Raw genomic sequence first — 24,716 nt, 5'->3', positions numbered from 1 at the left:
CTATCTAGAATCCCAGGTCAGCTTTGGCTAGTTCAGCAGCGGCAAAGACTTCTGCATCAGGTTTTTCTTCCCAGGCTGGCTCACCAATTTCTTCGTAAAAAGTTGCGTCGTAAGGACGGGTACGCACTACTACCGGCATCGGAACGGCATGACCCAAAATTAAGGCTTGTTGCTTAGAGTCTAACTTTGCCAACACCGATCGCAGCCCACTACCACCAGACACACCTGTAAAAATTGCGTCAATGTCTTTTTCATCATTTAGCAAAGCAGTAATGCGAGTCCCAATCTGGGACATAACTTCATTATCTATTCCTGATGGGCGTTGATCAACTACCAAAAGTGTGACAAAATATTTCCGCAGTTCACGGGCGATAGTTCCAAAAATCGTGCTTTGTACCACTCCTGGGTCAAGGAAACGGTGCGCCTCTTCAATGGTAATCATCAATGGCGTCGGGCGATCGCAAGGATTTTTGCTTTGCAGGAATTTATCTGCTTTTTTGACGTAATGCTCGTGAATCCGTCGGGTGATCATATTTGTCACCAACATATAAGAGAGCATATTTGACTGGGAACCAAATTCTATCACAACATTCTTCCCAGATTCCAGGCATTGCACAATTTTACTAATGTAATTCTGAGGGCAAACCGCTCGCATATACTTCAAACTATCCATCCGCAAGAGTTTGCGCTGCAATGCCATAATCGAGCCTTTGTGTCCGCGCTTCTCGTCGCAGAACATCTCAATTTCTTCGTTAGTCATATTCAGCAACTGGACAATCCAGGACTTGCCAAACTCGCTATATAGAATATTGGCGTTATCCAAGGCTGCATCAGAGAGTCCTAAATCTCGACTACATAACTTAATATCTTCAACTTCTATTTGCTCATAGCTCAAATAAAGTTCTTGAGCATCACGCACACCTCGACGCTTTGTCGATTCCGGGTCGAGGGTGTAAACTTCCACCTTACTGGGAAAAAGTTGTTTTAAACCTTTAACAGTATTTACGTTCTTACCTTCTGCAACGGCTTCCCAGCCATACTCAGAGTGCATATCAAAAATCAAATTTACTGCCGCACTTTTACGGATAACACCAGCTAAAAGTAGCCGTGTTAGAAAGGATTTACCAGTACCAGATTTCCCAAAAACCCCATTACTGCGTTCCACAAAGCGATTCAAATCGATGCAAACTGGCACATCCATATCCAAAGGTTTGCCGATGGAAAAATTGCGCCTTTGGGGGTCATCTTCCCAACCAAATACCCGGCGAAAATCGTCAACACTTGCTTCGTAAACTTGACTAAAGTGGCTAGGAATAGTTTTAACAGGCAACAATTCCATAGTAGTACTGGTTTGTGGCACAAATGAAGCCAAACCCGTCACCGATGGAAGAAAGGGATTTACCGATTTGCCATTTGTGGGGGAGAAAGATTCTTCAGTTTCGGGAGTGAACATCAACATCGGCGCAAGGTTGATAGTACCGTATGTACCACTTCCGGCTAAAACATCTCGTAAAAAAGTATCTTCCCAATTGGGTGGATTAGCAATAATTCGTGCATTAGCAGCTCCCAATGCTACATCTGTCAGCATACAAAAAAAGCGCGATCGCATCCCTTGCACAACAAGAAACTTACCCACCCGCATATCTTCCACAGAAATGTCAGGATGCAATCGTACTTCTAAACCTTCAGTTAGAGAACCTTGAATAACCGAACCTAATGGCTGTACCGAATTCATCTAGTTAATTACATGATTGTGGTGCGCTATCTTATGTTGAATTTTAATTGGATAGGGCAAAAGTTGCGAATAAATTAGGACTCATTCAATTTTAGATTTTAGATTTTAGATTTTTTCTTCAATCCCTTCTCCCTACAGCCCTTTGGGCATCCTACGGCAGGCGCTAGCCTCTCCCTTTGGGAGAAGGGGAGACGCTGCACGAACGGCTTGGTGCAGTCACTCATGGGGGAAGACTGCGCTGCTTCACCAAAATCCAAGTTGCGCTTCTAGCGCACCAAAGGTACGACCTAAAATCTAAAATTGGCAGAGTTTGGAGTGCTGAGTGTGAGGGAATAACTAATGCCCAATACCCAATTACTTAATCAATCTGAATCGAAGTTGGCGCACTTCCCGTTGGTGGAGTGGTAATGATTAATGGTTTGCGGAATTGGGCATAAAGGCGATCGCGCCAAGTGAAAAATGGTTCATAATCTATATTCTCTGCAAAAATTGGCAATCCTTTACCTCTAATAGAAGCTGGTAAATCCAGATAGGGCCCAGAGGGGAACTTGAGCAATATTGATAAGCTAGCTACTGCCAAGTCAGCTAAAGTCGGCTCATCTCCTGTTAAATAAGGACTATCTGCCAATAATAACGTTACCGCTTCTAAGTCTTGTTTTAAGGATGCGATCGCTGACTGGATTACATCTGGGCTATAACCTACCCCAACACCCAACAGCGCCAAAAAGTCACTAGGTACTCCTTGAACCAAACTTTTAAATATATCTGGTGTTGAGGTGGGTAATAAAGACTTGCGGAAATTTTGATCTTGACTTAATGCAGCAAATAGTGCTTTGCGACCTTTGATACCTATGGACTCATCAGCCCATTCTTCTATTAATAAAGTTAAACCCCGTTTTTTGGGATCTTGCGGTATTATTGGGCGATCGGGATACTCTAAGTCTAAATACTTAGCTATTTTCGTAGAATCCGCAATATATTTATTACGATCCTTTAATACTGGGACTTGTTTCTGGCCAGTCAGCCGGAACAGTTCTACTTGTCCAATTCCAGGTGTAACCTCTATTTTGCGGTAATCTAATCCTTTAAAATCTAGAATTAGGCGCACTTTCTCTGAGTATTGAGAGAGTTCCCATTGGTATAATTCAAGCATGTTGTATACCTTGTAACTGGTCAACTTTTTAACTTTACAATTGTAATTGTATCTTTAGTTAAAGTAATTTTTCTTGACATTAGGATTGAACTTATAAGTGGTTACGCAAAATTATTTATGTGATTGCGAGTGAAATTAATATGTATATTTAATTTTTTACTACTACTTACCTGATTTTTGGCAAGATTATCGATTTAAAAAATATTATTTTCTAAATGATTAAAATATCAAATAATTAAATAATTTAATTCGGCATACATAAATAAACCTAACCGCTCAGTCGTGATCCCAATTTCATGTGAAGATGTATTGGATATTCATACTCATAACTCTTGCTCTACAAAGATTTTATAGTTTGATATTCTGTGCAAGCTCACAAAGAATTGGTATGAGTCTTCAGCAGTTACTTTAATTTTCGTCACTTTTAGCCTACGTTAAAATATCTAGTACACTATGGCTATGGCGGAAGCTTACCTAGCTTTAACAAGGGATTTTGTTCTAAGTCTTGTTAATTGACATGGTAGCTGAATTTAAGCAAAGCTGTACTGGGTACTTAATTTCTCTACTTTTGCTGAGTAATTAATGATTAATTTCGACATTATAGCCTTATCCATAAAGAATTCCGGATTTTTGAATCAACTATTAACTTGCGTACAACTTTGTATATAAATTTGCTTTTAAGTAGAGTATTTTTCAGAGGATGTTATAACTTATAACTTGTAAATATGATATTTTTCCACGTTCTTAGAGTTTACGCTACACCAAGTAAGGCTTTTTAACTCCTTTTGGTGTAATGCAGAAAATCTGCTCAATTTACATGAAATATATGGTAAGTATATTTAGTAGTTGTCAAGCGTGAGTCGAGGTTAGATATTTAACCTAATCAACACAAGTTATCCTGGAGAAAAATCTTACTTCCCTCTCAAGTTAGATTTTGTGCATAGCAAAATGTTATAAATCTTTATGTGATGTATAGACAAAAAAGACAAACAAAATTTATGAAGACGAATTACAGCAAATTGCTGACCGCGTTGACAGGTATAGCAGGATTCACTAGTTTCAGCCTTCTTATTACTTTACCATCTGATGCGAAATTGGCGCTAAATCCTAACCCTAGTATTTTCAACGAAGCCCCATATAACCAGGGTCAACGCCTTCAAGTAAACGCTCAATACACACCTGCTGAGGCTGCTTCCGAAACAGAAAAAGGCAATACCAAACGCAAACAAGTAGCGCAGACAAGTGGTGTAACAAATCCCAGACCAAGTATTTTCAACGAGCCTCCCTATAACCGTGGTGGTAACGCTACACCTAGTGAACCTACACCCCGTACCCCGCGCACTATCCCAGAATCTCAACCTACCACACCACCAACACAAGTACCATCTACTGAGACACCTACTCCAACTCCACCAGGTCCAGGGGCAAGTGACAATCAAGGCAAAAACTTGTTAGCGTTGGCAGAGTCAAACGCTTCTTTTACCACCTTAACCAAGGCTTTGAAAGCAGCAGGATTGACTGGAGCTTTGCAAGGCAAAGATAACTTAACTATTTTTGCACCCACAGATGCAGCTTTTGCTAAGTTGCCACCAGATGCCTTGCAAGAATTGTTAAAGCCAGGTAACAAAGAAGTATTGATGAAGATTTTAACTTACCATGTAGTACCTGGTAAGATATTGTCCACTGATTTAAAGTCTGGCGAAGTTAAAAGCCTTGAAGGCGGCATAATCAACGTTAAGGTTGATCCTGCTACCGGTGTAACTGTCAATGATGCTAAAGTGACACAGGCAGATATCACAGGCAGTAACGGTGTAATCCACGCAATTGATCAGGTGATTTTGCCTCCTGACTTGTAATTTTTAAGTACAAGTATAGCCAGTAACAGAACTAGACTGGCATCAAGTATTAATACGTAAAAATTCCGTTCAGATGTTAATTTTGAACGGTTTTTTTTGTAATAAAGGTGAGTTAAATTGGTAACCGTGCCTACCTAACTTTTCACAGGATATAGAAAACCTCACTTCCATTCCTCTCACCCAATACGCTTGGATTAAGGAGAATCGTAGATTGGGTTGAGGAACGAAACCCAACCTACGCGGTTTATGGTTTTTGACGCTAACCCAAGCGTATTGTCCTCTCACCTTGTAGAGAAGCAGGGATTTTGTCAACAGCATCGGCGAGAAATTTAGGGAAGTAGCAAAAAGATAAATTACCGTCTCAACAAGCAAATTTCAGTGCGTTGGCGTTGGCGTAGCCTGTGGTAGAGAAGCATCTTGTATAGTTGGCATCGCCATTTTATTGTCCAATCAGATTTTTTAATCACCTGATTTTTTTTGACTTAGACGCTTGTAAATCAGAGCTTTTGGGGAATGAAACAGCCCTGCTTGTAGGGAAAAGGCTTAGGGGGTTAGGTTTATCGTTGGTTTTTCTCCATGCCATGAAAAGTCAGCCCCGCCTATAAGTTCCTGCAATATAGTTCGGATAAGATTTGATCCCCTCTACTTTTCCCTTAAAAAAGGCTTTCAAAGGTAAGTTTTTTAGTCCCACACAAGGAATTTTAACGAAACCAGAAATAGTTCATCGTTCAGCTAGGTTCTTAGCTAATTAAAACCTCAAAGCAGCAAGTGACTACAATTGGCTGAGTCCCTAATCTAAATCACTGAGGTATAGGTAGACTACCTTGTAGTATCATCTGACTTGCCCTAGCTTGACAGCTGGCGCAGGCACAGCCAAACATCTGCATGGCAAGCTGTTTAACTCTTTCATTAGCATGTATTGATGGGTATTGGGGATATTCTTGTGAAACAGGTGCAGCAACTGTCTGTGTGTCAGTGGGTGTTAAGGTAGGATTGGCTAAATCTTGAGGAGAAAGCTTCTTAGCAAAAGCTGGATTAACAGTTAGGAGCGTCAATGCAAAAAAGCTAGAGCCGCAAAGCAAAAACATGACAATTTTATTCATGATTTACACCAGTAGTAGACTTGATCTTTAAGTTGAGCTTAGACGAAAAATTATAAATCGCTATAAAAATTCTCAATATCAATATCTGTCGTAATGTCATCTCAGACACCAGTTTTATTGAGGCTGAGGGAAACTACCTTGTAATACCATCTGACTTACACGAGCTTGACAGCCAGGGCAGTCACAGCCAAACTTCTGTATAGCAAGCTCCTCGAGTGATTGAGTAGATTTGATTGATGGAAATTCGGGGGATTTTTTACTTACAGATGTATTAACTGTCTGCGTCTGGGCCGAGTTCAACTTAGGAGAGGTTAAATCCTGAGGAGAAAGCTCTTTTGCAAAAGCTGGATTAACAGTTAGGAGCGTCAATGCAAAAAAGCTAGAGCCGCAAAGCAAACCCATGAGAATTTTATTCATAATTTCCCTGAGTGGTAGACCTTATTCTTAGTTGAGTTTAGACAAAAAACCTACAAATCGCCAGAAAAATTAAACTTGTTTTTTGTTGCCAAGTGGCGATTCATAGAGCCACTGATTTCCATCGAAATAACAATTACTTTTTGTTTGCAATCAGCCTTTGATCTTTATCTTGCATTTCTAAAAGTTCAGGGATAGTAACAAAGCTATAGCCCTGTTTCCGAAAGTTTGCAATAATTTCTGGTAAAGCTTGCACAGTTTTAGAGCGATTACCACCACCATCATGCATCAGCACAATCCCACCTGGTTTGGCCTTCCTGAATACATTATTAATTAATTTTGGTACAGCAGGACGCGAGTAGTCTACAGAGTCAGATGACCAGAGAATGATGGCATATTTGCTATTTCTAGCGTAAGCAGCTACCCCATTATGCATGATTCCCCCTGGTGGTCGAAACAAATTTGTTTTAATCCCTGTCACTTGATAAATCAGGTCTGCTGTGTGGTTAATTTCATAGGCAGCTGCTTGGGGATTAAAGAATTGATACCAATGATGCCAAGTATGGTTACCAATTACGTGACCTTCAGCAATCTCCCGCTTTACTAAGCCTGGATAATTCTTCACGTTTTGCCCAATGAGGAAAAATGTCCCTTTGATCTGATTTTTTTTGAGAATATCCAGTACTTGCGCGGTACTCTCAGGCCATGGCCCATCATCAAAGGTGAGAGCAATTACTTTTTGTTCGGGAGTGAGTTTTGCCGACTCAACTATTGCTCCTTGAAAACGTAGTGGCACAGCATAGGAGAAACCCTTTATTTGTGCTAGTTGCTGCCAACTGTTAAGCATCGTGGCTTTTAGTTCTTCAATCTGCTGCTGAGTTCCAACCTTGACTGGTAGATTGTTTACATTTGTATTCTTTGTACTTTCAGCCTCAGAGGAGCTTGACTTGATAAGCATCATCGTGCTAGCACTCAAACTGGCACTCAAGACAAGCAACGTAATTAATATTTTTTGCAGACTAAAAAATGACTTATTTTCCTCCACTTCATAGCTCCTTCAAGGGTCGAACCATCTTTTTTTTCACAATACTTCTGGCAGTTTTTTATCCTCTGGTAAGCCTTGCCATGCAAGCTACAGCATAATTGGTATATTTTTTAAAGTTAGCTCCAACCTTGACTCAGAAAAAATGGCTTACCCTACGGATAATCTAAGTATCTATAAGCAAAACCCTCACCATGAAAGTGAGAGCCTTCTTGCGCGTTAATTTTTGTAAACTATGGGGTATGAGGGGAATTTCGAGAACTGTAAAAGGCAATTAATCCTGCCTTGTTAACATCAATATACTTATGTAGGTTTAATATTGCATATCGTATTGACAAAGCCATTGCGAAATTATGACAAAGATGTGACCTTACTTGAGTGATGACGGTACAGGGCAGATTCGTTAAAAAATTTATTTGATCCCCGACGGCGCAAGATAAGTGAACACCATTGACTGCTGAAAGTTCTGCAAATAAGGCTTTAGAGTGAGTCACAGAATCTCCCCCACTTACTTTTGTCCAACTCGCTTAAAAAAGGGATTTCCAATATAATCATCCATTTTGTGGGATGGGCATCTTGCCCATCCCACAAGAGGTCACTGCATACTCTTTTATTTTAAAATTCCTTAACAGCTTACAGGCTCGACATTACATCCCGTGCTACTGCTAAAGTCTGATCAATATCCTCTTCGGTGTGAGCAAAAGACGTAAACCCAGCTTCAAACTGAGAGGGTGCTAAGTAAACACCATGCTCTAACATAGCACGATGAAAGCGTCCGAATTTGGCTGTATCAGACTTTTTTGCATCTTCGTAGTTATGAACTGGGCCAGAGGTAAAAAATAAGCCGAACATCGCGCTGATTTGACCGCTGCAAGCCGCATGACCATTTTCTTTGGCAATTTGCAGTAAACCATCTGCTAGCTTTTTAGTAATCCGGTCAAGATACTCGTAAGTACCAGGCTTTTGCAGCAGTTCTAAAGTCTTAATGCCAGCAGTCATCGCCAGGGGATTACCTGAAAGAGTTCCAGCTTGATATACAGGACCGGCGGGCGCAACCATTGACATAATATCCCGGCGACCACCATAGGCTCCTACTGGCAAACCACCACCAATCACCTTACCCAAGGTTGTTAAATCGGGAGTGACGCCAAATTTTTCCTGAGCGCCACCGTAAGCAATGCGGAAGCCTGTCATCACCTCGTCAAATACCAATAAGGCTCCATGCTCGTGAGTCAGTTCCCGTAATCCTTCTAGGAAGCCAGCATCAGGTGCAATAAACCCAGCATTGCCGACGACTGGCTCAAGAATGACACCAGCAATCTCGTCGCGGTTTTCTTCAAACAAGGCTTTAACTGCTTCTAGGTCATTGAAAGGCGCGGTTAGAGTGGTGCTAGTTGCCGATTTAGGAACTCCTGGTGAGTCTGGCAAGCCAAGTGTGGCAACCCCAGAACCTGCCTTCACTAGAAACGTATCGGCGTGTCCGTGATAGCAGCCTTCAAACTTGATGATTTTGTCTCGGTTGGTGAAAGCCCGCATCAGCCGCAAAACCCCCATACAGGCTTCAGTTCCAGAGTTGACAAATCTGACCATTTCGATGCTAGGAACGGCATTGATGACCATTTCTGCCAAAACATTTTCTAGTACTGAGGGAGCACCGAAACTTGTGCCTTTTTCTAAAGCTTCATGCAACGCGGCAATTACTTCTGGATGAGCATGACCGCAAATAGCTGGCCCCCAGGTGCCTACATAGTCTATGTATTGGTTGCCATCTACATCCCAAACATATGCGCCTTTAACACGCTCAAAAACAATGGGTTGTCCGCCTACAGATTTAAAGGCACGAACTGGAGAACTGACTCCTCCTGGCATAAGGTTTTGAGCAGCGGCAAAAACTTCTTGTGATTTTGTTGTTTTAATTGTGGTATTTACCAAGGTTCTCTCCTAACAGTGGGCAATAAAAAGCTCTATCTTAGGATAGTGTCAAAAACTGCTTAGAATTTCTATCCTGTAAAATTAGCTGAATAGAAAAATAATAATATGTTATACAAGTCGAATAAAGATTTGCCTTTAGATGTTCAAACTCGATTATCTGAAGCATACCAGGATCTTTACCGAGCAGCTTTTAACTCGGCGATCCATTGGTATGGCGAAGCCTCAAAAGCTCACAAAGTCGCGTTGAGTGCTGTAAAGATGCAGTCTGCTATGGAACGGAATGCTTTTGTTGAAAGCTAGATAAGATAGTTAAATTTAAAAAAACATGCCAGCTGCCCTATTCAGAATGGTATCGTAAATCCATGAATTATTCTCATTAGAGCAAATTAGCTGGTATGTCTTCTAACGATTCGCGATCGCTGCATTACGCCATCCCTACTGAGGAAATTCGCTACGATGAACGCGGTCTAGTACCTGCAATTGTCCAAGATTATTTGGATGGTACTGTTCTGATGATGGCGTGGATGAATCAGGAGTCGTTAAAAAAGACTTTGGAAACTGAAGAAACTTGGTTTTGGAGCCGTTCCCGGCAAGAATTGTGGCACAAGGGGGCGACTTCTGGACATATTCAGAAAGTCCAAAGTATCCGTTATGACTGTGATAGTGATGCGGTACTCATAGGAGTAGAGCAATTAGGAGATGTTGCCTGCCATACTGGAGAACGCAGTTGCTTTCACCAAATAGAAGGGAAAATTGCCCCACCACCAGGAGATACATTGTCGCAATTGTTTCAAATAATATGCGATCGCCGCGACAATCCTACTGAAAGTTCTTATACCTGTAAGTTATTAGCAGGTGGTGATAACAAAATTTTGAAAAAGATCGGTGAGGAAACCGCTGAGGTGGTAATGGCCTTTAAGGATGATGAAGCAGATGCGATCGCAGGTGAAGTGGCTGATTTGCTGTATCATACTTTGGTTGCCTTAGCTCACCATCAAGTTGATTTAAAATCTGTGTATCGCAAGCTCCAAGAACGTCGTCAATAGAGGGAATAATAAGTCATTTTACCGTGGGTGGAATGAAGCTTTTAATCAGCCCAAATTCGATTCAGGTACTGTAAAATTACCACGACGATCGCCACACTCAAAGAAAAGCCTAGCCAGAAACTATTAGTAATAATTCGCGGTTGATCTAATGCCCATCCACCCAAAGGATGACCAATAAAATAGCCAACACCCCAGCAGACAGCGTTGATAGAGAAATAAACGCCGCGTTGATTTTCAGGGGCTAACTCAGTGACTAAAGAGGCAGCAGATGGGGTATAAGAAACAATCGCAACAGCAAATACTCCCAATGCCAATGCTACCCAAACCAGATTATGAGATGGGGCAGTACCGCTTACCCAAATCAGGCCAAAACCTATTGCCCACAAAATAGCAGATACAGTAAGTGCGAGTGTGTGAGAACAGCGTTTTAAGGCAGTGGTAACAGGCAATTGACAAATGATCGCTAGCACCAGATGCCAAGCAAATAGAACGCTAATCGTAGTTTGAGCAAATCCTTCGGTAGTACTTTTGATCACAAAGTTTTTGAAGTAAAGCGGGAGGGTGCTATGGATTTGAGAAATATAGATTGTGAAGAATATATTAACTGCTATGTAGACAAGGAAGCGGCGATCGCTTAATACTGTCATCCAAGAAGCAAAATATTGTGTCTTTTCAGATTCCCCCATCTGCTGTTGTTCTGTTTGATTAATTCCCACATAGACAACCCCAAAAAATACCATAAAAGAGATGGCATCAATGACAAATAGCCAGCGATAACTGCCAATTATCGCGATTAAAAACCCAGCAAGCACAATTCCTATAGCTAACCCAAGATTATCTGCTAGTCGGGCGATCGCAAAAGTTTCCCGGCGATTGTCAATCTGGCTGGCGTCAGCAACAACAGCTTCAGCCGCCGGCCAATAGAAACCTATCCCTAAACCGCTAATCAAGCTACCAATTACCAAAATAGTAAAATTACTGGTTGCAGCTAAAACTAAAGAACCAATTGCTGAAATCGCCGTCGCTAGCAACAAAGTGCGGCGGCGTCCCCATTCTCCAGAATCAGCCAAAGAACCACCTACAATCCGCCCGACAATGCCGGAAATCGAGGCGCTACCCAAGGCTAGCCCGACACTAGTTGCAGATAAACCAACTTGATTGACATAAAAGATTGGGGCGTAAAACACGGTAAAGCCAGTGCCAACTTCCGAGAAAAATCTACCAATTGCGAAAATCCATATCTGGGGATGTATCGAGGGCAGCCACGATGATAGCTGAGATTGAGAAGTTAATTTCATGAGCTTAAATGTCATAGTTTTGTGACATTTTGGTAATTCTTATCATTTGCAGCAATTTTCCTGACTCATTCCACAGGGTTTCCACAGGGATTTTAGCAGTTTTCCACAGGTCTTCTACGAACTAATGGGCTTCTTGCCGTCTTGCTGGGGATTGTTAATTAACTGTGGCAAGGAACTTCAAGGACTGAGTTTTTGTAAAGTAAAGTAACAAAAAATAGACTCTAAAGCTGATTATTCCGTTCGCATTTATTTTTTATACAATGGCTTTTAACATTTCGCAGCATTGACAAACCCACCCCCTCTTAGCGCACAATGATTCGGCTTGCTTTTGTAGTCCGTTCAACCGTTGGTATCAAATGTGTAAAATATATTACCTGAGATGTAGGCGCAGATTGTCGGGCTAGCGAAAGAGCGTGTGAGGTAGCTTTAGGCCGTTTCACCGCAAGCAACTTGTCCCTCTTGATTATCCTCATAGGAGGAAAATCTCATGAAAGCAACGGTTAGCATCTTTACAGAAATTCCCGAAACACTCCACGAATCCTTAAAAACCTACTTAGAAACCCATCCCGATTGGGATGAAAACAGGGTATTGACGGCGGCGTTGTCATTGTTTTTACTCCAAAATGGAGATAGCGATCGCCGTGCTGCCCGAGTCTATCTGGAAACTTTGTTCCACCACTCCTCAGTAGAAATGCCCAGCATCGATTCACCCGCAACCGCTAATCTACTAGACACCCCATAGGTACTGGTATAAAGGGCGTTATTCTGGCTCATGCCCTAATAAAGGCACGCAAACCGTGCGCCATCAATGGGATTTTGACCCAATAGCGATCGAGCATATCGGGGCAATATTACAACAAAAAAGATCAGTAGATTCTGATCCTTAAAAAGGTTCCAATAGTTTCTCCTATTGCTAAAACTTATTGGTAATAGCGCAAGATTTAGAATTGAGGCAAGACTTGAGTATATTAGCTAACCGTTAGTACTTATTATCTAACGGTTTTCTTTTGGATACAAACACGTTTGTAGGGGCGCGGGCGCATAGCTATGCGCCTCTACGAACTCCAACCTAAGCACCGTTATATCTACCAAAACGGTCAAATGCAAAGAAATATTTTCCAGTGGACTCTCTCACCTGTCCACTGTCTTAAACGGATAAAGAAATATCTCAAATAACGGACTGGTCTGTATTTGAGGAATATCTCCCTATTTTGATTGTCTAAATTTGTCTTTTACTAAAGTCAAAGATAATTCACTAATTCCTCGCCCAAGAGTCAACAGTCAAGAGTTAAAAAACTCTAGACTATAAACTCAGGACTTGGCTTCCAAGTGCTGGGAGTGAGGAGGAGATTCAAACTTATACCCTACACCACGTACAGTTTGAATTAATGCTGGCTGACTAGCATCAATTTCAATCTTTTTGCGAATTTGGCCGATATGGACATCTACAACCCGCTGGTCGCCGACATATTCATAGTCCCACACCTCTTGGATTAGTTCTGCACGCCGCCAAACTCGACCTGGATGACTGGCTAAAAAATGCAACAAGTCAAATTCCAGAGCAGTTAAGGGTACTGGTTGGTTATTAAGTGCCACCTCTCGTCGCACCGGATCAATCATCAGTTTTTCAAATACCAAGCGTTTCTGCTCGGCATTAGTTATCACTCGTTGACGCCTCAAAATAGCTCCGACTCTGACTTCTAGCTCTCCTAGCCCAAAAGGCTTGGTGAGATAGTCGTCAGCACCTTTAGAAAAGCCGCGAATTTTGTCAGCTTCGTCAGCACGGCTAGTCAACATCAGAACAAAAACACCATTACGACTTTGCATCTCTTGGCAGAGGTTAAACCCAGTTACATCTGGTAAATTAACATCCAGAATTACCAAATCCGGGTTAAATTGCTCAAATAGAGATAAGGCTGTCTTTCCATCTTCGGCAGCCTCTACCTGATAGTTCTGCTTAATCAAAAAGCGTTGGATTAAATTCCGAACCGCAGGGTCGTCGTCAACTACAAGAATCTTGGCAGGAGCCATGACCATTACTTTGCACAAATATACGTAAGATTAACAAGAGGGTTGCGTAAAAACGCAGTTGCCACTTTTGGACTAACTAAGAATCTACATGGCTACGGCATTATAATCCTGATCATTCAAAAATAAATACTCTAATCAGGATTGTGGGCAATAAGAACGCGAAACTTGTGTTAGCCACAGTATATAGGCGCTCTGACTTTAGCCGCAACAGTTCTTGACACCAAGACACCTTCTTGATCCCAGTTAGGTGGTAACTTAAAACGTTTCAATTTTAAATCGATATTGTGGATATATACCACAAGCGATTATTCAGTATAATTAAAAAAACTCTATTAGGGCACAGTAAGTTGCCAAATCTGAAACAGTAAAGTTGATTTTTTCATAAAAACTATATGTTTTAGGTACTCTCCGTTCAAATTCTAGATTAGAGCCAGAACTGGACAACGACATGAGGGTATACACGGAGTTATAGCGATATGTTAAAGTAACTATAGTTGAAATTACAAAGTCAATCAAACTAACCCGTGCTACTATCCTGGTAGGGCATAAAATAGGTCAAGACTTTAGTTTCGATTAAAACAAAACCTAAAGCCGTTTTTTTCTTCGACAAAAGACTGCCGCTGACTGAGGCTGAAGTAACAAACTCCCATGAGCGATCAAAATCCCTACGAAAAACTTGGGGTATCAGAAGAGGCTAGCTTCGATGAAATTCAGGATGCTCGTAATCGCCTATTCGAGCAGCATAATGGCGATGCCAAGCATTTAGAAGTAATTGAAGCAGCTTACGATGCGATTTTAATGGATCGCTTACGGATGCGCCAGGAAGGTAAAATCAAAGTCCCTGAGCGTATCCGGTTTCCAGAGTTGCGAGTGCAATCGCCTCCTAAAGAAAGTCCAACCCCTCGTCAGCAGTCACCTGCATGGCTGCAACGGATGCTGGATCAGCCAACGCCTGCGGATATACTCTTACCAGGAGCTTGGTTTCTTGGTTTGAGTTCTATTAGTGTGTTTTACCCAGAGGGAGGCGATCAGGTTTTGCAGTTAGCATTGGTGGTTGGGGTAGGCACCAGTATTTACTTTCTCAATCGCAAGGAAGGTAAATTTGGCCGAGCAGTTTTGTTCACCCTGGTCAGTTTAATAATTGGCTTAATCGCTGGGGGACTAGTTGCTAGCTGGCTGTTACCACAAATCTCATTTATCAGTCTGGGAATAAATCAGTTCTCTACTGTAGTGACGTTTATATTGTTGTGGTTGGTTAGTAGCTTTCTCCGCTAAACCGCTACCTGCAAGCAAATTTCTATAAAGAAGACGTGGTTTATGTGTGTTCTTCTTAAATAAGAAAGTCAGGAGTCAGAATAGGTATGCTGACTCCTACTTTAATTGGCAACCTGAATGCTGATTAACGTGAGTTTGACTGGTCACATCAGTCGAATCAAAAGACCTCTAAGAGGTTTTACTACGCAAAACCTATCCCTCTCCGACTCCCAGAGCGACAGACTTGAACTAAAGTTCAAGGCAGGGAGAAGTTTGTTAAACTCACGTTGATTAAGTTTTAAGAATGTTGGCTGAAAACCCGGAAGTTGAAACCCAAAAAGACTATTTAGCTATAAGAGAGGGAATTTATTTCCTGGGGAGTAATTGGCATAATTGAGATTGATGCAAAAAGAAAGACAATAAACGAATGCCGATTAATTCAATCTGTTGCAGCTACACAGCCTTTCTAGACAAGGTGTTTAGGTTTTAGGACTAAATCTACAGCAGCGCTGAAATCCTTAACGATTAAGTCGGGGTGGTAAAGTTCCAATTGGGTGCGATCGCGGATGCCAGATTCTACAGCCATCACCTTAATACCATAATTTTTAGCAGCGGTGATGTCGGCTTCGGTATCTCCCACCATCCAGATATCAGTGGCGGGGGGCAGTTCTTCTAAAGCCCTAGCCATTAACAAAGGCTTATCTTCAATATCACGAGTTTTTACGTAGTCGTTACTCAGGCAATAACAACGATTTTCCGGGAAAAATCTGCCTAAATCGTGTTTTTGAAAGGCATAATCTAGTTCTCGAAATCGGCGCATGGTCATAACTGCCAAATCAATTCCAGCTTGTTGAATTTTTAACAGTGCATCCACAGCACCAGGCGCGAGAGTATCATAATGAAAGTAAGGTTCTGTATGCACAGTTTGCCGCCGCAACTGGGCAAATTCTTGTGCTTGGGCTTCATCTAACCCTGAATTTAAGGCGATTTGTTTTTCGGGAACACGCGATCGCTTTAACTGCCAAAATTCCGCTTTCGGAAGTTCTTGCACTACTTGGTCTGGACGACGGGTTTTCTCCAAACAGAATTGATAAACACGGTAGTACCGTTCGGAAACATCAATAATTGGGCCGTCGAAGTCAGTAATAAGTCTTAGCATCGGCGCAAAATGTTAATTTTTATTAAAATTATCTCAGATATATGGCTATTTTTCGAGAGGATCAAGTCTAGCTAAGGTTTTTTGTAAACTCTTTTTAAGAAACTATCGACGATTACCCCTCGGATCGAGCAGATAATTCCTTTCATCAGCTTACCCTACGCTCATATCTATACCTGTAAACTCCAGTTATGTACGCAAAAACCTATGATTTTTTGTTCAGCATTATCTTCTAAAGATTCTTCTGCACCATAGAAGGCAATACCTTTAACATGAGATGATTCAGAAGGATAATGCATTTCATCTCCGCTATCATATTCAAGCTCAAAATACTCGTTTATATCCGAAACCTTAGAGCCGATTTCAAATTTATCAAAAAACTTTCCTTGGTAGCCCTCAAAAACAAAAATAACGAAGAGAATATCATCCGAATTAAAATGCAGTAATACAACCCTATCTTTATAATAGAAAACTTTATGTCCATCTAACTTCTCAGAATCTGAGCAGATTTTCTGACAGATCCAGCCATCCGACTTAGATAAAGCTTCGTTGATATTAATTGATTTCAATCCTTTTTCTCTCTTCTCTCTTTCTTCTTGGAGATTGACAACCAGATTAGGCTCACTAAGATCAGGTATTGATGAAAGATGTTGTCCAATGCTAAATCCTGCTGCGGAAACTCCAGGGATAATTTCAGCCCGCAAATCAAGTCTGTCCATTATATTTGTCTCCTCTCCAATAACTTTAAATTCTTTATCATTAGAGACCATTTATAAAGTAAATCTTTAGACGACTAGACGACGTAGCATAATACGAGTCATAACGGCATATATGGCAGCCTCACTCATGAAGTAATAGAAACAGTGGCGTATATTGCTAATCTCCAATCTTGCCTACATTGAAATCCTGAAGTTGCTTGTCTACAAAATCAACTTGTTTGGAGTCTGGCTGAATTTCAATTGGTATTTTGTACTCAGGCATCATTGCAGGGTACCGCGTTTGATTTGTTCGCTTTCAATAGCTTCAAATAAGGCGCGAAAGTTACCTTCACCAAAACCTTTAGCTTGCAAACGGCGCTCAATAAACTCAAAGAAAAATGTCGGCTGTTCAAAAATGGGCTGGGTGAAAATTTGCAGTAGTAAAGGCGCGGTTTGTTGTGCCTCTACGGGAAGATATTCTTGCCAGTCCACCAGAATTTCCTGTTGAGCGATCGCTTCCAGTTCTAGAGGTGATAGGGTGAGTCCTGGACGCTGTTTTAGCTGGGAGTAGTAGCTTTGGGGAACTGAGAGTAAGGATAAACCACTAGCACGAAATTTAGCGATCGCGCTCACAAGATTAATCGTCCGCAAGGCAATATGTTGAATTCCTGGCCCCCGGTTAACATCGAGAAACTCCTGAATTTGGGAATTACTGGAAGCTGGTTCATTAATTGGCAATTGGACTAGAGCGTTGCGCGAAACCATCACCTGGCTATGTAAACCAGAGCGATCGGTTTTAATTTTAAATGCCTGCTGGGGTTGAAAATCTAAAATGTTTTCGTACCAAGCGACGGCACGTTCCAATTCACCAACTGCCACGTTTAACACTATGTGGTCTATGGCGGTAATTGAAGAGGACACGGGGACACAGGGACACGGGAACACCGAGAGTTCTTTCTTTGTGTCGTCTATTCCTACTTCTGGACAGCGCCTTTCGATCAACGTATGAGTCAGTCCACCCCAGGCGGCAATTTTGCCACACTTGATGAATGCCGTACCTACCTGACGTTCCTGGATGGGTTGTAAGATTGTAGCACCGTGCATTTGAGCTAGTGCGATCGCGCTTTCAACATCTTCGACAGCAAAAGCAACATCTGCCACACCAGGTGGATATTGAAGTAAAAACTCAGCTACTGGACTTGTGGGTAACAGTGGTGAAGATAGAAAAAAGCAGACAGAACCACTTTTCACCACTTCTGTACAAGTGTGAAACGAACTGAGGCTCTTGGCTACTGCTTGAAAACCAAGATGGTGTACAAACCAATCCCGCCATACTTTGGCGTCTTCTACATAGAAATGAACGTGATCAATTTTCATAAATACTGAAAATCAAGCATAACAGCTTATATGTCTGTAAATTTTGCCTTTTTTGCTAGATTTTCATGTCTTTACCAGGCAAGAATTATGTAGACGTACTCCCACTCTAAAAGAACAGATGACTATCAGGTTGAATGTTAATTTCCATTGGCACAGCTTGCGGTTCGGCAGAAAGGGCAAAAAAAATTGCATTGGCAGCAGTTTCAGGACTAAGCATTTTTTTTCGGTCTACTTTTAAGTTCACGTTATCCCAGAAAGGAGAATCTACCCCACCAAAGTAGAATAGCGTGAACTTGATACCAAAACGCTTGAGTTCCTCTGCCATGCATTTACTGAAACCGACAACACCAAACTTAGAAGCAGAATAAGCCGCTGCCATTGCCATCGAATGCTTGCCCAGAATTCCTACTAAATTACAGATGTCACCAGACTTGCGCTTTTGCATCTCTTCAGCAGCCGCCTGAGTGGTGTAAAAGCTGCCTTTTAAGTTGACATCTAGCATCTTGTCTAAATCAGCAGGTTCCAGGCTGTTGTAAGGCTTGAGTATACCAGCGCCAGCTGCATTCACCAAAATATCGATTTGACCAAACTCAGCAACGGTCTTTTTTATCAAACTGTCTACTTGTTGGGGGTCAGTAATATCGGTGGGAACGGTCAAAACTTGCCCTGGTAAATCAGCGGCCAGTGTTATTAAACGAACTGCATCTCTGGCAGCCAGTATCAACCGGACTCCGGTGGGCGCAAGTTTGTGTGTTAATGCTGAACCAATACCACCAGTAGCACCGACAATAACAACGACTTTATCCTGCATCGTATTATTTACATTTATTTACATCTTTTTACATAATACTGAATTACAGCTCAGGTTGTACGTAGACATTCAGAAAGTATTTACTTGCAGAGTAGCGGCGTTACCTCATATTCCTTGCCACTCGCCTTTAATGTAAATGTGGGAGATGATTCTAGATATTTGGTAAAATTGGAACCTAACTTTAATTTTTTAATAATTGAATTAGGAGATTCTCCAGTTATTTTCTGTATCTCTGTACCTAGCTTGGACACAGATAATTTAGCTGTAGGAGAATTTATTTGGATATCTTGAATTATTTTCAAGAGAAATTTATCTAATGTTTTTCCATCAGAAATTTTAGCAAAATCTTCTTGTTTTTCCTGTTGAATAGATTTTGGAGATAACTCTTCTGGAAGAGAAATTATTTCCTCAATTTGTGGCTGCTTTTGATTATAGTTGATATTGATATTGCATCTTTCTTGAAATAAACTAGCAATAGCCGCTAAACTGTGTAATCGAGCATTGATTGAATCTTGTTCGTTTTTAATTAAATCTTGAATTTGCTCAACCACTTTTTCAAAGGATGGAACTTCTGTTGCCATTGATAAGGAATAATGAGTTAATTTGCCGGTATTCCGGTTTTCTATATGCAAATTTTGTCCTTGTCTACGTACCCAATAGACAATTAATCCTTGATTTTGGAGTTCGTTACAGAGGTGGATCAAAATTCCATCGCTAGAACAGACCAAGATTTCTTTAGCTGTTGGATAAGAGCGTAAAATACAAGCACCAAGTGCGATCATTTTTGCATCAGCACTGTCCTTACCCTCAGGCACATGGACAAGTTGATAGCCACGGTTATATAGTTCAATATCTTGTTTACCAATACTTTGATTTCTCCAGTTAGCAAATGCGATTTTAGCTTGGAGAGGATATTTACAAATACTGGCTAAAAATAATTGTGAATTAATATCTAATTTTAAGTTTTCCGCATCCAAAAGTAGAAGGGAGATTCCTGTTTATAATTGATGTTGAATTTCAGTTTTTTGTTGAAATTTTTGGATCAATTGACTGAATACAGCAGATTCTAGCCAATCAGGCGATAATATAGTTTGCAGCAGTTCTTCAGCTAATGTAAAACTAAAAGAGCTAAGGCTTTTCTCTGTAACTTTTTCTTCTAATAGGTTTTTTACTAAAGAAAGTTCTCTAGTTTCAGGTATAGATATTTTAGGATGCCCGTTGCTGTTAGCAAGCAAGTCACTTTCCAGGGAACGAGGGAATGCAGGCTCAAGAAATTGTTTACCGCAATTTTTGCAGAGGTAATTCTGCTTGTCATTCCTACGACCATTTTTACGATATAAAGTAGATTCGCACCGGGGACATTTCATCTTTTGATTCAGGTAGTCTAAAGCAAATACTGTTTTTAAGTATATAGTATCAAAAAATACTGTAAACTTCAGTTTATATTGCCCAACACAAGATAAACTCAAAGCAAGCAGAAATTAAATTCAACCTTAATTTACGCTTGCATTATGTCGTAGCCCTCTAAATAGCTAAAATTTAAGAAACACTTCAATTGATGCGGGGGAAAACGTAGTCGCGGGTGCGAGAATCCACAGGGTTAGTAAAGATTTTATTTGTAGTACCAAATTCAACCATTTGAGTAATGCGATTTTCATTACTACAAAAGAAAGCCGTAAAATCAGATAGGCGAGGAACTTGCTGCATATTGTGAGTAACAATCACAATTGTCAACTCAGAGCGCAAGTTATGGATCAGATGCTCAATTTTCATGCTACCAACAGGATCAAGACCTGAACAAGGTTCATCCATCAACAGAACGTTCGGTTTGACTGCTAAAGCACGGGCAATACATAATCTTTGTTGTTGACCGCCAGAAAGCTCTAAAGCAGATTTGTGCAGTTTATTTTTTACCTCATCCCAAAGTTCAGCAGCCTTGATGGCAGATTCAACAATCCCATCTAATTCTACTTTCGGATGCCATCCAATTAATTTCACCCCATAGGCGACATTATCGTAAACGCTCATGGGAAAAAGATTTGGCTTGGGAAAAATCATACTAACTTGGCGACGTAAGCGATTGATGTTGACACGACGCTCATAAATACTCTGTCCAAAAAATTCTACTTTTCCTTCAACCCTCACTTCTCCTTCTAATTCACTCATGCGATTTAACGATTTAAGAAAAGTAGATTTACCACAACCACTAGAACCAATAATTGCCGTGACTTGGTTTTGGTAAATATCCATTGACACGCCTCCAACTATCTTTTGAGTGTCGTAATATAAGCTGAAGTTTTTGACTCTAATGGCTGGAATTAGTTTACTCATATTCCTAAAACGTGTGAAACAAAACTTGACGAAGCAAAGCAGTAGAAATCAGCGCCGCTGTTTCACTATGTTACTCCCAAAAGGAGATGTTCATGGAAATTACGTAGCTATACAGCAGATAAACTGTTAGTATTTGTATTAAAACTGTATCCTAAAATTTCTCTTTTACAGACTTTTTATACCTACCTTTCGCACCTTGACCTATATACTATCCTTTCCTATAAAAAGGATTCGGGTTGGTTCGACTTAAAATAGCTATGTAGAAATAAAAATATTAATATCATATACCCTTCATGGGTAGTCAAACAATTTTGGATTTTAGATTTTAGATTGACCCCATGCCTGTATTTTGCGCGTTCCTACTCTTTAGGTGGTTACTCTGAATAAATAATTTTAGTAGGACTTACGCATTGACAGGAAAGACCAAATATGAATGATTTTAAAAACCACACTTTAAAACTACACTTTAATGAGTAGCCTCTGATATCAGATAGTTTGACAAAAATCATTGAGTCACGCTAGGACATATCTTAACCGAAACGCCCTGAAATGTAATCGCGGGTGCGGGGGTCTAGTGGGTTGTTAAAGATTTGCTCTGTAGCACCAAATTCAATCATTTGACCAATGCGACTTTCATCGGTGCTAAAAAAAGCCGTAAAATCAGAAACGCGAGCGGCTTGCTGCATATTGTGGGTAACGATCGCAATTGTCAACTCAGACTGCAAACTATGGAGCAGTTCCTCAACTTTCATGGTAGCGATGGGGTCAAGAGCCGAGCAAGGCTCATCCATCAGCAGAACTTTTGGCTTGACTGCTAAAGCACGGGCAATACATAATCTTTGTTGTTGACCACCAGAAAGCCATAAAGCTGATTTATCCAGCTTATCTTTCACTTCATCCCAAAGAGCAGCGCTGTGAAGTGCAGATTCGACGATTTCATCTAATTTTAATTTTGAATACCTGCCTGCTATTCTCATACCGTAGGCAACATTTTCGTAAATACTTATAGGAAAAGGATTCGGTTTTTGGAACACCATACCAATTTGGCGGCGTAACCGATTGATGTTGACACGAGGAGCATAAATATTTTGACCAAAAAATTCTACATCCCCTTCAACTTTCACAGGCCCTTCTAATTCACTAATGCGATTAAGAATTTTGATGAAGGTAGATTTACCACAACCACTAGGACCAATAATTGCTGTTACTTGATTTTGATAAATATCTATTGACACCTTTTCAATTGCTTTTGTTGTGCCATAGTAAAAGCTGATATTTTTAACTTTGATAGCTGGAATTAGGTTATTCATACTTGCCCAAGCTGCAAAACAAAACCAAAATTTATTTTTACTTTATTCTTCTTTGGCTAATAACTAAGCGAGAGAGAATACTGACACATAAAATTAAGCCGAGTAGAACTATAGAAGTAGTCCATACTAATTGGCTTTTTTGTGGGTCTGGATCGTTGTAGAGGTTAAAAATTAATACTGGTAAGGAAGCTGTTGGACTTAACAATCCTTCTGACCAATCTAGACTAAATAAAGCAGTAAAAATTAAAGGTGCTGTTTCACCAGCAGCACGAGCTACAGCTAATAAAATGCCTGTAGTAATTCCGGGAATTGCAGCAGTAACAACGATGCGAAAGGTAGTTTGGAAACGAGTTCCGCCTAAAGCAGCAGAGGCGAGGCGTCCAGATGTGGGAATCAGTTTTAAAGATTCTTCTGTTGTCAGTATAATCACAGGTAGCATAATCACGGCTAAAGCAAAACCACCTGCGATCGCACTAAATCCTTTAGTTAGCAAAACTATCACACCGTAAGCGAATACGCCTATAACAATTGAAGGTACGCCTGTAAGAATCCTGGTGATAAAACGAACAATACCAGCAATTGGATTGGTTTCACTAAATTCCGCCAAAAAAATTCCTGTCATTATCCCTGTGGGGATGCTTAAAAGTGAACCAATTACCACCATGATTATGGTTCCCAGGATGGCATTTCCAAAACCATTGTCAATCACTGCTTTGACAAACATATCTGATTTAAGTCCAGATATTCCCCGGACAAGAATTTCCCACAAAATTGATATTAAAGGAATGAGTGCTAGACCTGTCAAACCAAAGGCGATCGCATTCATTGCATAAGTAAATATTACTCGTTCTGTTGGCAGAGGACTGCATAATTCTGTCGCCAGGGATTCATCAGTTTCTGACTGGATGTAACCACTCATATTGTTTACAAATTTTGATTGATAAACGTCTTACTATACTGAAGTATTTGTGGCAAACTTAAACTGAAATAGTGTTATATATTTTTCCTCATAAACCATTTTACCAAGAGTACAGCGCCAACATTTACAGCTAGAGTCAACCCAAATAAAATCAATCCCAAATAGCTTAAAGCGCCTATATGCAATCCCGGTTCAGCTTCGGCAAATTCATTAGCTAATACAGAGGGAATTGTATAAGCTGGATCGAGTAAAGAAGCACTGATTTGAGCAGAGTTACCAATCACCATAGTGACAGCCATTGTTTCACCCAGAGCGCGTCCTAAGGCGAGCATTGCTGCACTCACGATTCCAGAAAATCCTGCTGGTAGCAAGAGCCGAAAAATTGTTTCCCAACGGGTGCTACCCAAAGCCATAGATGCACTACGTAATTCTTTAGGGATAGCCATTAAAACATCACGAGTAATTGCTGCCATTGTAGGCAAAATCATGATGGCTAGAATAATTCCAGCAGTCAACATATTAGTCCCAGAAGGGTCTTCTGTATTAAACAGTGGTATCCATTTAAAAGTACTGGCTAGCCACTTTTGTAGAGGTTCTAGAACTGGAATAAAGACAAAAATCGCCCACAAACCAATAATGACACTGGGAATTGCTGCAATTAATTCAACAACAAATGCTAAAGTTGTTCGTAGCGATGAAGCTAAGAAATTTTCCCTCGTGACTAAGGCTACTGCTATTCCTACTGGGACAGCGAATAAAATAGCGATCGCACTACTTATCAAAGTTCCATAAATATAGGGTAATGCACCAAAAATCTGATTACCTGTATCCCAATTTTGGTCCCACAAAAACCCCAGTCCAAACTGCTTAATGGCTGGTAAAGCTTCGTGTAAAATTACCCAACTCATCAAAAATAGCACTGCAACGGTAATCACGGCAAAAAAGTATACTAACCGTGTAAAACTTTGGTCAAACCAGAGATTTGTGCCGCTGATAGCTGTTAGATTGAAATTTTCATCGCTTAGATTTAAATTATCTGATGAATTGCTGTCGGCTGGTTCCGATGAATTTGCCATTACAAATCAATAAAATAGATTTTTTTCTTATTAGTAGGTGAGTTGTCAACTCACCTTACTAGACCATCGATTCAGTAATCAAAAACCTAACCCCCCAGCCTCCAACTCTTGTAGGGTTGGGGGAGAAGTTCTTCTAGGATTACGAATCGATGCTCTAGGAGAGGAAAGTAATAA

At 40.6% G+C, this 24,716-nt stretch carries 22 protein-coding genes and 1 pseudogene; 5 read left to right on the top strand and 18 right to left on the bottom strand.

Going from position 1 to position 24,716, the window contains the following annotated elements; all coding sequences use genetic code 11:
* Positions 1-4 precede the first annotated feature (4 nt).
* A complete protein-coding gene (locus Q0541_RS07020) occupies positions 5-1,735 on the bottom strand; it encodes an ATP-binding protein (protein ID WP_298907470.1) in 1,731 nt (576 codons plus the stop codon).
* A gap of 358 nt (positions 1,736-2,093) precedes the next feature.
* Positions 2,094-2,888, bottom strand: a complete 795-nt coding sequence (locus Q0541_RS07015) for a glutathione S-transferase family protein (protein WP_298907468.1) — start codon at positions 2,886-2,888, stop codon at positions 2,094-2,096.
* Between the two features lie 998 nt (positions 2,889-3,886).
* Here Q0541_RS07015 and Q0541_RS07010 point away from each other — a divergent pair.
* Positions 3,887-4,744 (top strand): fasciclin domain-containing protein, encoded by an 858-nt coding sequence (locus tag Q0541_RS07010; protein ID WP_298907467.1) that lies wholly within the window; start codon positions 3,887-3,889, stop codon positions 4,742-4,744.
* 800 nt (positions 4,745-5,544) lie between these two features.
* Here Q0541_RS07010 and Q0541_RS07005 read toward each other — a convergent pair.
* From Q0541_RS07005 to hemL, 4 genes are all read right to left on the bottom strand, one after another.
* On the bottom strand, positions 5,545-5,847 hold the full coding sequence (locus tag Q0541_RS07005) for a hypothetical protein (RefSeq protein ID WP_298907466.1): 303 nt from the start codon (positions 5,845-5,847) through the stop codon (positions 5,545-5,547).
* Between the two features lie 114 nt (positions 5,848-5,961).
* Positions 5,962-6,264 carry a hypothetical protein gene (locus Q0541_RS07000; RefSeq protein ID WP_298907465.1) on the bottom strand — a complete coding sequence of 101 codons (303 nt, stop codon included), beginning with the start codon at positions 6,262-6,264 and terminating at the stop codon, positions 5,962-5,964.
* A 133-nt stretch (positions 6,265-6,397) separates the two neighbouring features.
* Entirely contained in the window at positions 6,398-7,306 is a 909-nt protein-coding gene (locus Q0541_RS06995; RefSeq protein WP_298907464.1) for a polysaccharide deacetylase family protein, read from the bottom strand.
* A gap of 630 nt (positions 7,307-7,936) precedes the next feature.
* Positions 7,937-9,235 carry a glutamate-1-semialdehyde 2,1-aminomutase gene (hemL, locus tag Q0541_RS06990; protein WP_298907463.1) on the bottom strand — a complete coding sequence of 433 codons (1,299 nt, stop codon included), beginning with the start codon at positions 9,233-9,235 and terminating at the stop codon, positions 7,937-7,939.
* A gap of 105 nt (positions 9,236-9,340) precedes the next feature.
* Between hemL and Q0541_RS06985 the strand changes: the two genes are divergently transcribed.
* Both Q0541_RS06985 and hisIE read left to right on the top strand, forming a co-directional pair.
* Positions 9,341-9,535, top strand: a complete 195-nt coding sequence (locus tag Q0541_RS06985; RefSeq protein ID WP_298907462.1) for a ChaB family protein — start codon at positions 9,341-9,343, stop codon at positions 9,533-9,535.
* A 95-nt stretch (positions 9,536-9,630) separates the two neighbouring features.
* Positions 9,631-10,281 carry a bifunctional phosphoribosyl-AMP cyclohydrolase/phosphoribosyl-ATP diphosphatase HisIE gene (hisIE, locus tag Q0541_RS06980; RefSeq protein WP_298907461.1) on the top strand — a complete coding sequence of 217 codons (651 nt, stop codon included), beginning with the start codon at positions 9,631-9,633 and terminating at the stop codon, positions 10,279-10,281.
* A 41-nt stretch (positions 10,282-10,322) separates the two neighbouring features.
* Here the strand turns inward: hisIE and Q0541_RS06975 are convergent, their stop codons facing one another.
* Positions 10,323-11,579, bottom strand: coding sequence for an MFS transporter (locus Q0541_RS06975; protein ID WP_298907460.1), 1,257 nt, complete (start codon positions 11,577-11,579; stop codon positions 10,323-10,325).
* A gap of 487 nt (positions 11,580-12,066) precedes the next feature.
* Between Q0541_RS06975 and Q0541_RS06970 the strand changes: the two are divergent.
* Positions 12,067-12,258, top strand: a pseudogene (locus Q0541_RS06970) (DUF2811 domain-containing protein); the annotation flags it as partial.
* 632 nt (positions 12,259-12,890) lie between these two features.
* Here Q0541_RS06970 and Q0541_RS06965 read toward each other — a convergent pair.
* Entirely contained in the window at positions 12,891-13,610 is a 720-nt protein-coding gene (locus tag Q0541_RS06965) for a response regulator transcription factor (RefSeq protein WP_298907459.1), read from the bottom strand.
* A 648-nt stretch (positions 13,611-14,258) separates the two neighbouring features.
* Between Q0541_RS06965 and Q0541_RS06960 the strand changes: the two genes are divergently transcribed.
* Positions 14,259-14,885 carry a CPP1-like family protein gene (locus tag Q0541_RS06960; protein ID WP_298907458.1) on the top strand — a complete coding sequence of 209 codons (627 nt, stop codon included), beginning with the start codon at positions 14,259-14,261 and terminating at the stop codon, positions 14,883-14,885.
* 445 nt (positions 14,886-15,330) lie between these two features.
* Here the strand turns inward: Q0541_RS06960 and Q0541_RS06955 are convergent, their stop codons facing one another.
* From Q0541_RS06955 to pstC, 10 genes are all read right to left on the bottom strand, one after another.
* Positions 15,331-16,023 (bottom strand): HAD family hydrolase, encoded by a 693-nt coding sequence (locus Q0541_RS06955; protein WP_273769456.1) that lies wholly within the window; start codon positions 16,021-16,023, stop codon positions 15,331-15,333.
* A 167-nt stretch (positions 16,024-16,190) separates the two neighbouring features.
* On the bottom strand, positions 16,191-16,739 hold the full coding sequence (locus tag Q0541_RS06950; RefSeq protein ID WP_298907448.1) for a hypothetical protein: 549 nt from the start codon (positions 16,737-16,739) through the stop codon (positions 16,191-16,193).
* A gap of 261 nt (positions 16,740-17,000) precedes the next feature.
* Positions 17,001-18,095, bottom strand: coding sequence for a 4-hydroxyphenylpyruvate dioxygenase (gene hppD, locus Q0541_RS06945; RefSeq protein ID WP_298907445.1), 1,095 nt, complete (start codon positions 18,093-18,095; stop codon positions 17,001-17,003).
* A 106-nt stretch (positions 18,096-18,201) separates the two neighbouring features.
* Complete coding sequence (locus Q0541_RS06940; RefSeq protein WP_298907442.1) at positions 18,202-18,906, bottom strand: SDR family NAD(P)-dependent oxidoreductase; 705 nt, start codon at positions 18,904-18,906, stop codon at positions 18,202-18,204.
* 80 nt (positions 18,907-18,986) lie between these two features.
* Positions 18,987-19,883 carry an NYN domain-containing protein gene (locus tag Q0541_RS06935; protein WP_298907439.1) on the bottom strand — a complete coding sequence of 299 codons (897 nt, stop codon included), beginning with the start codon at positions 19,881-19,883 and terminating at the stop codon, positions 18,987-18,989.
* Between the two features lie 21 nt (positions 19,884-19,904).
* Positions 19,905-20,141, bottom strand: a complete 237-nt coding sequence (locus Q0541_RS06930) for a hypothetical protein (protein WP_298907436.1) — start codon at positions 20,139-20,141, stop codon at positions 19,905-19,907.
* Between the two features lie 316 nt (positions 20,142-20,457).
* Positions 20,458-21,237: a phosphate ABC transporter ATP-binding protein gene (locus Q0541_RS06925; protein ID WP_298907433.1), complete on the bottom strand. Its 780-nt coding sequence runs from the start codon at positions 21,235-21,237 to the stop codon at positions 20,458-20,460.
* A 530-nt stretch (positions 21,238-21,767) separates the two neighbouring features.
* Positions 21,768-22,547 carry a phosphate ABC transporter ATP-binding protein PstB gene (gene pstB / locus Q0541_RS06920; protein ID WP_298907430.1) on the bottom strand — a complete coding sequence of 260 codons (780 nt, stop codon included), beginning with the start codon at positions 22,545-22,547 and terminating at the stop codon, positions 21,768-21,770.
* 37 nt (positions 22,548-22,584) lie between these two features.
* A complete protein-coding gene (gene pstA / locus Q0541_RS06915) occupies positions 22,585-23,466 on the bottom strand; it encodes a phosphate ABC transporter permease PstA (protein ID WP_298907426.1) in 882 nt (293 codons plus the stop codon).
* 74 nt (positions 23,467-23,540) lie between these two features.
* Positions 23,541-24,542, bottom strand: a complete 1,002-nt coding sequence (gene pstC / locus Q0541_RS06910; protein WP_298907423.1) for a phosphate ABC transporter permease subunit PstC — start codon at positions 24,540-24,542, stop codon at positions 23,541-23,543.
* Between the last annotated feature and the right edge of the window lie 174 nt (positions 24,543-24,716).

Origin of the sequence: uncultured Nostoc sp., assembly GCF_937863485.1 — a bacterium.
Taxonomy (GTDB): domain Bacteria; phylum Cyanobacteriota; class Cyanobacteriia; order Cyanobacteriales; family Nostocaceae; genus Nostoc.
This window is presented reverse-complemented; position numbering and strand designations above follow the sequence as displayed.

Bases quoted from the DNA above. Each gene is read 5' to 3' on its own strand.
- Q0541_RS07000 (WP_298907465.1), bottom strand. From the start codon at position 6,264: ATGAATAAAATTCTCATGGGTTTGCTTTGCGGCTCTAGCTTTTTTGCA.
- Q0541_RS06940 (WP_298907442.1), bottom strand. From the start codon at position 18,906: ATGCAGGATAAAGTCGTTGTTATTGTCGGTGCTACTGGTGGTATTGGT.
- Q0541_RS06925 (WP_298907433.1), bottom strand. From the start codon at position 21,237: ATGAGTAAACTAATTCCAGCCATTAGAGTCAAAAACTTCAGCTTATAT.
- Q0541_RS06975 (WP_298907460.1), bottom strand. From the start codon at position 11,579: ATGAAATTAACTTCTCAATCTCAGCTATCATCGTGGCTGCCCTCGATA.
- hisIE (WP_298907461.1), top strand. From the start codon at position 9,631: ATGTCTTCTAACGATTCGCGATCGCTGCATTACGCCATCCCTACTGAG.
- Q0541_RS06950 (WP_298907448.1), bottom strand. From the start codon at position 16,739: ATGGACAGACTTGATTTGCGGGCTGAAATTATCCCTGGAGTTTCCGCA.
- Q0541_RS07020 (WP_298907470.1), bottom strand. From the start codon at position 1,735: ATGAATTCGGTACAGCCATTAGGTTCGGTTATTCAAGGTTCTCTAACT.
- pstA (WP_298907426.1), bottom strand. From the start codon at position 23,466: ATGAGTGGTTACATCCAGTCAGAAACTGATGAATCCCTGGCGACAGAA.
- Q0541_RS06960 (WP_298907458.1), top strand. From the start codon at position 14,259: ATGAGCGATCAAAATCCCTACGAAAAACTTGGGGTATCAGAAGAGGCT.
- Q0541_RS07015 (WP_298907468.1), bottom strand. From the start codon at position 2,888: ATGCTTGAATTATACCAATGGGAACTCTCTCAATACTCAGAGAAAGTG.
- Q0541_RS07005 (WP_298907466.1), bottom strand. From the start codon at position 5,847: ATGAATAAAATTGTCATGTTTTTGCTTTGCGGCTCTAGCTTTTTTGCA.
- Q0541_RS07010 (WP_298907467.1), top strand. From the start codon at position 3,887: ATGAAGACGAATTACAGCAAATTGCTGACCGCGTTGACAGGTATAGCA.
- pstB (WP_298907430.1), bottom strand. From the start codon at position 22,547: ATGAATAACCTAATTCCAGCTATCAAAGTTAAAAATATCAGCTTTTAC.
- hppD (WP_298907445.1), bottom strand. From the start codon at position 18,095: ATGAAAATTGATCACGTTCATTTCTATGTAGAAGACGCCAAAGTATGG.
- Q0541_RS06985 (WP_298907462.1), top strand. From the start codon at position 9,341: ATGTTATACAAGTCGAATAAAGATTTGCCTTTAGATGTTCAAACTCGA.
- pstC (WP_298907423.1), bottom strand. From the start codon at position 24,542: ATGGCAAATTCATCGGAACCAGCCGACAGCAATTCATCAGATAATTTA.
- Q0541_RS06955 (WP_273769456.1), bottom strand. From the start codon at position 16,023: ATGCTAAGACTTATTACTGACTTCGACGGCCCAATTATTGATGTTTCC.
- Q0541_RS06965 (WP_298907459.1), bottom strand. From the start codon at position 13,610: ATGGCTCCTGCCAAGATTCTTGTAGTTGACGACGACCCTGCGGTTCGG.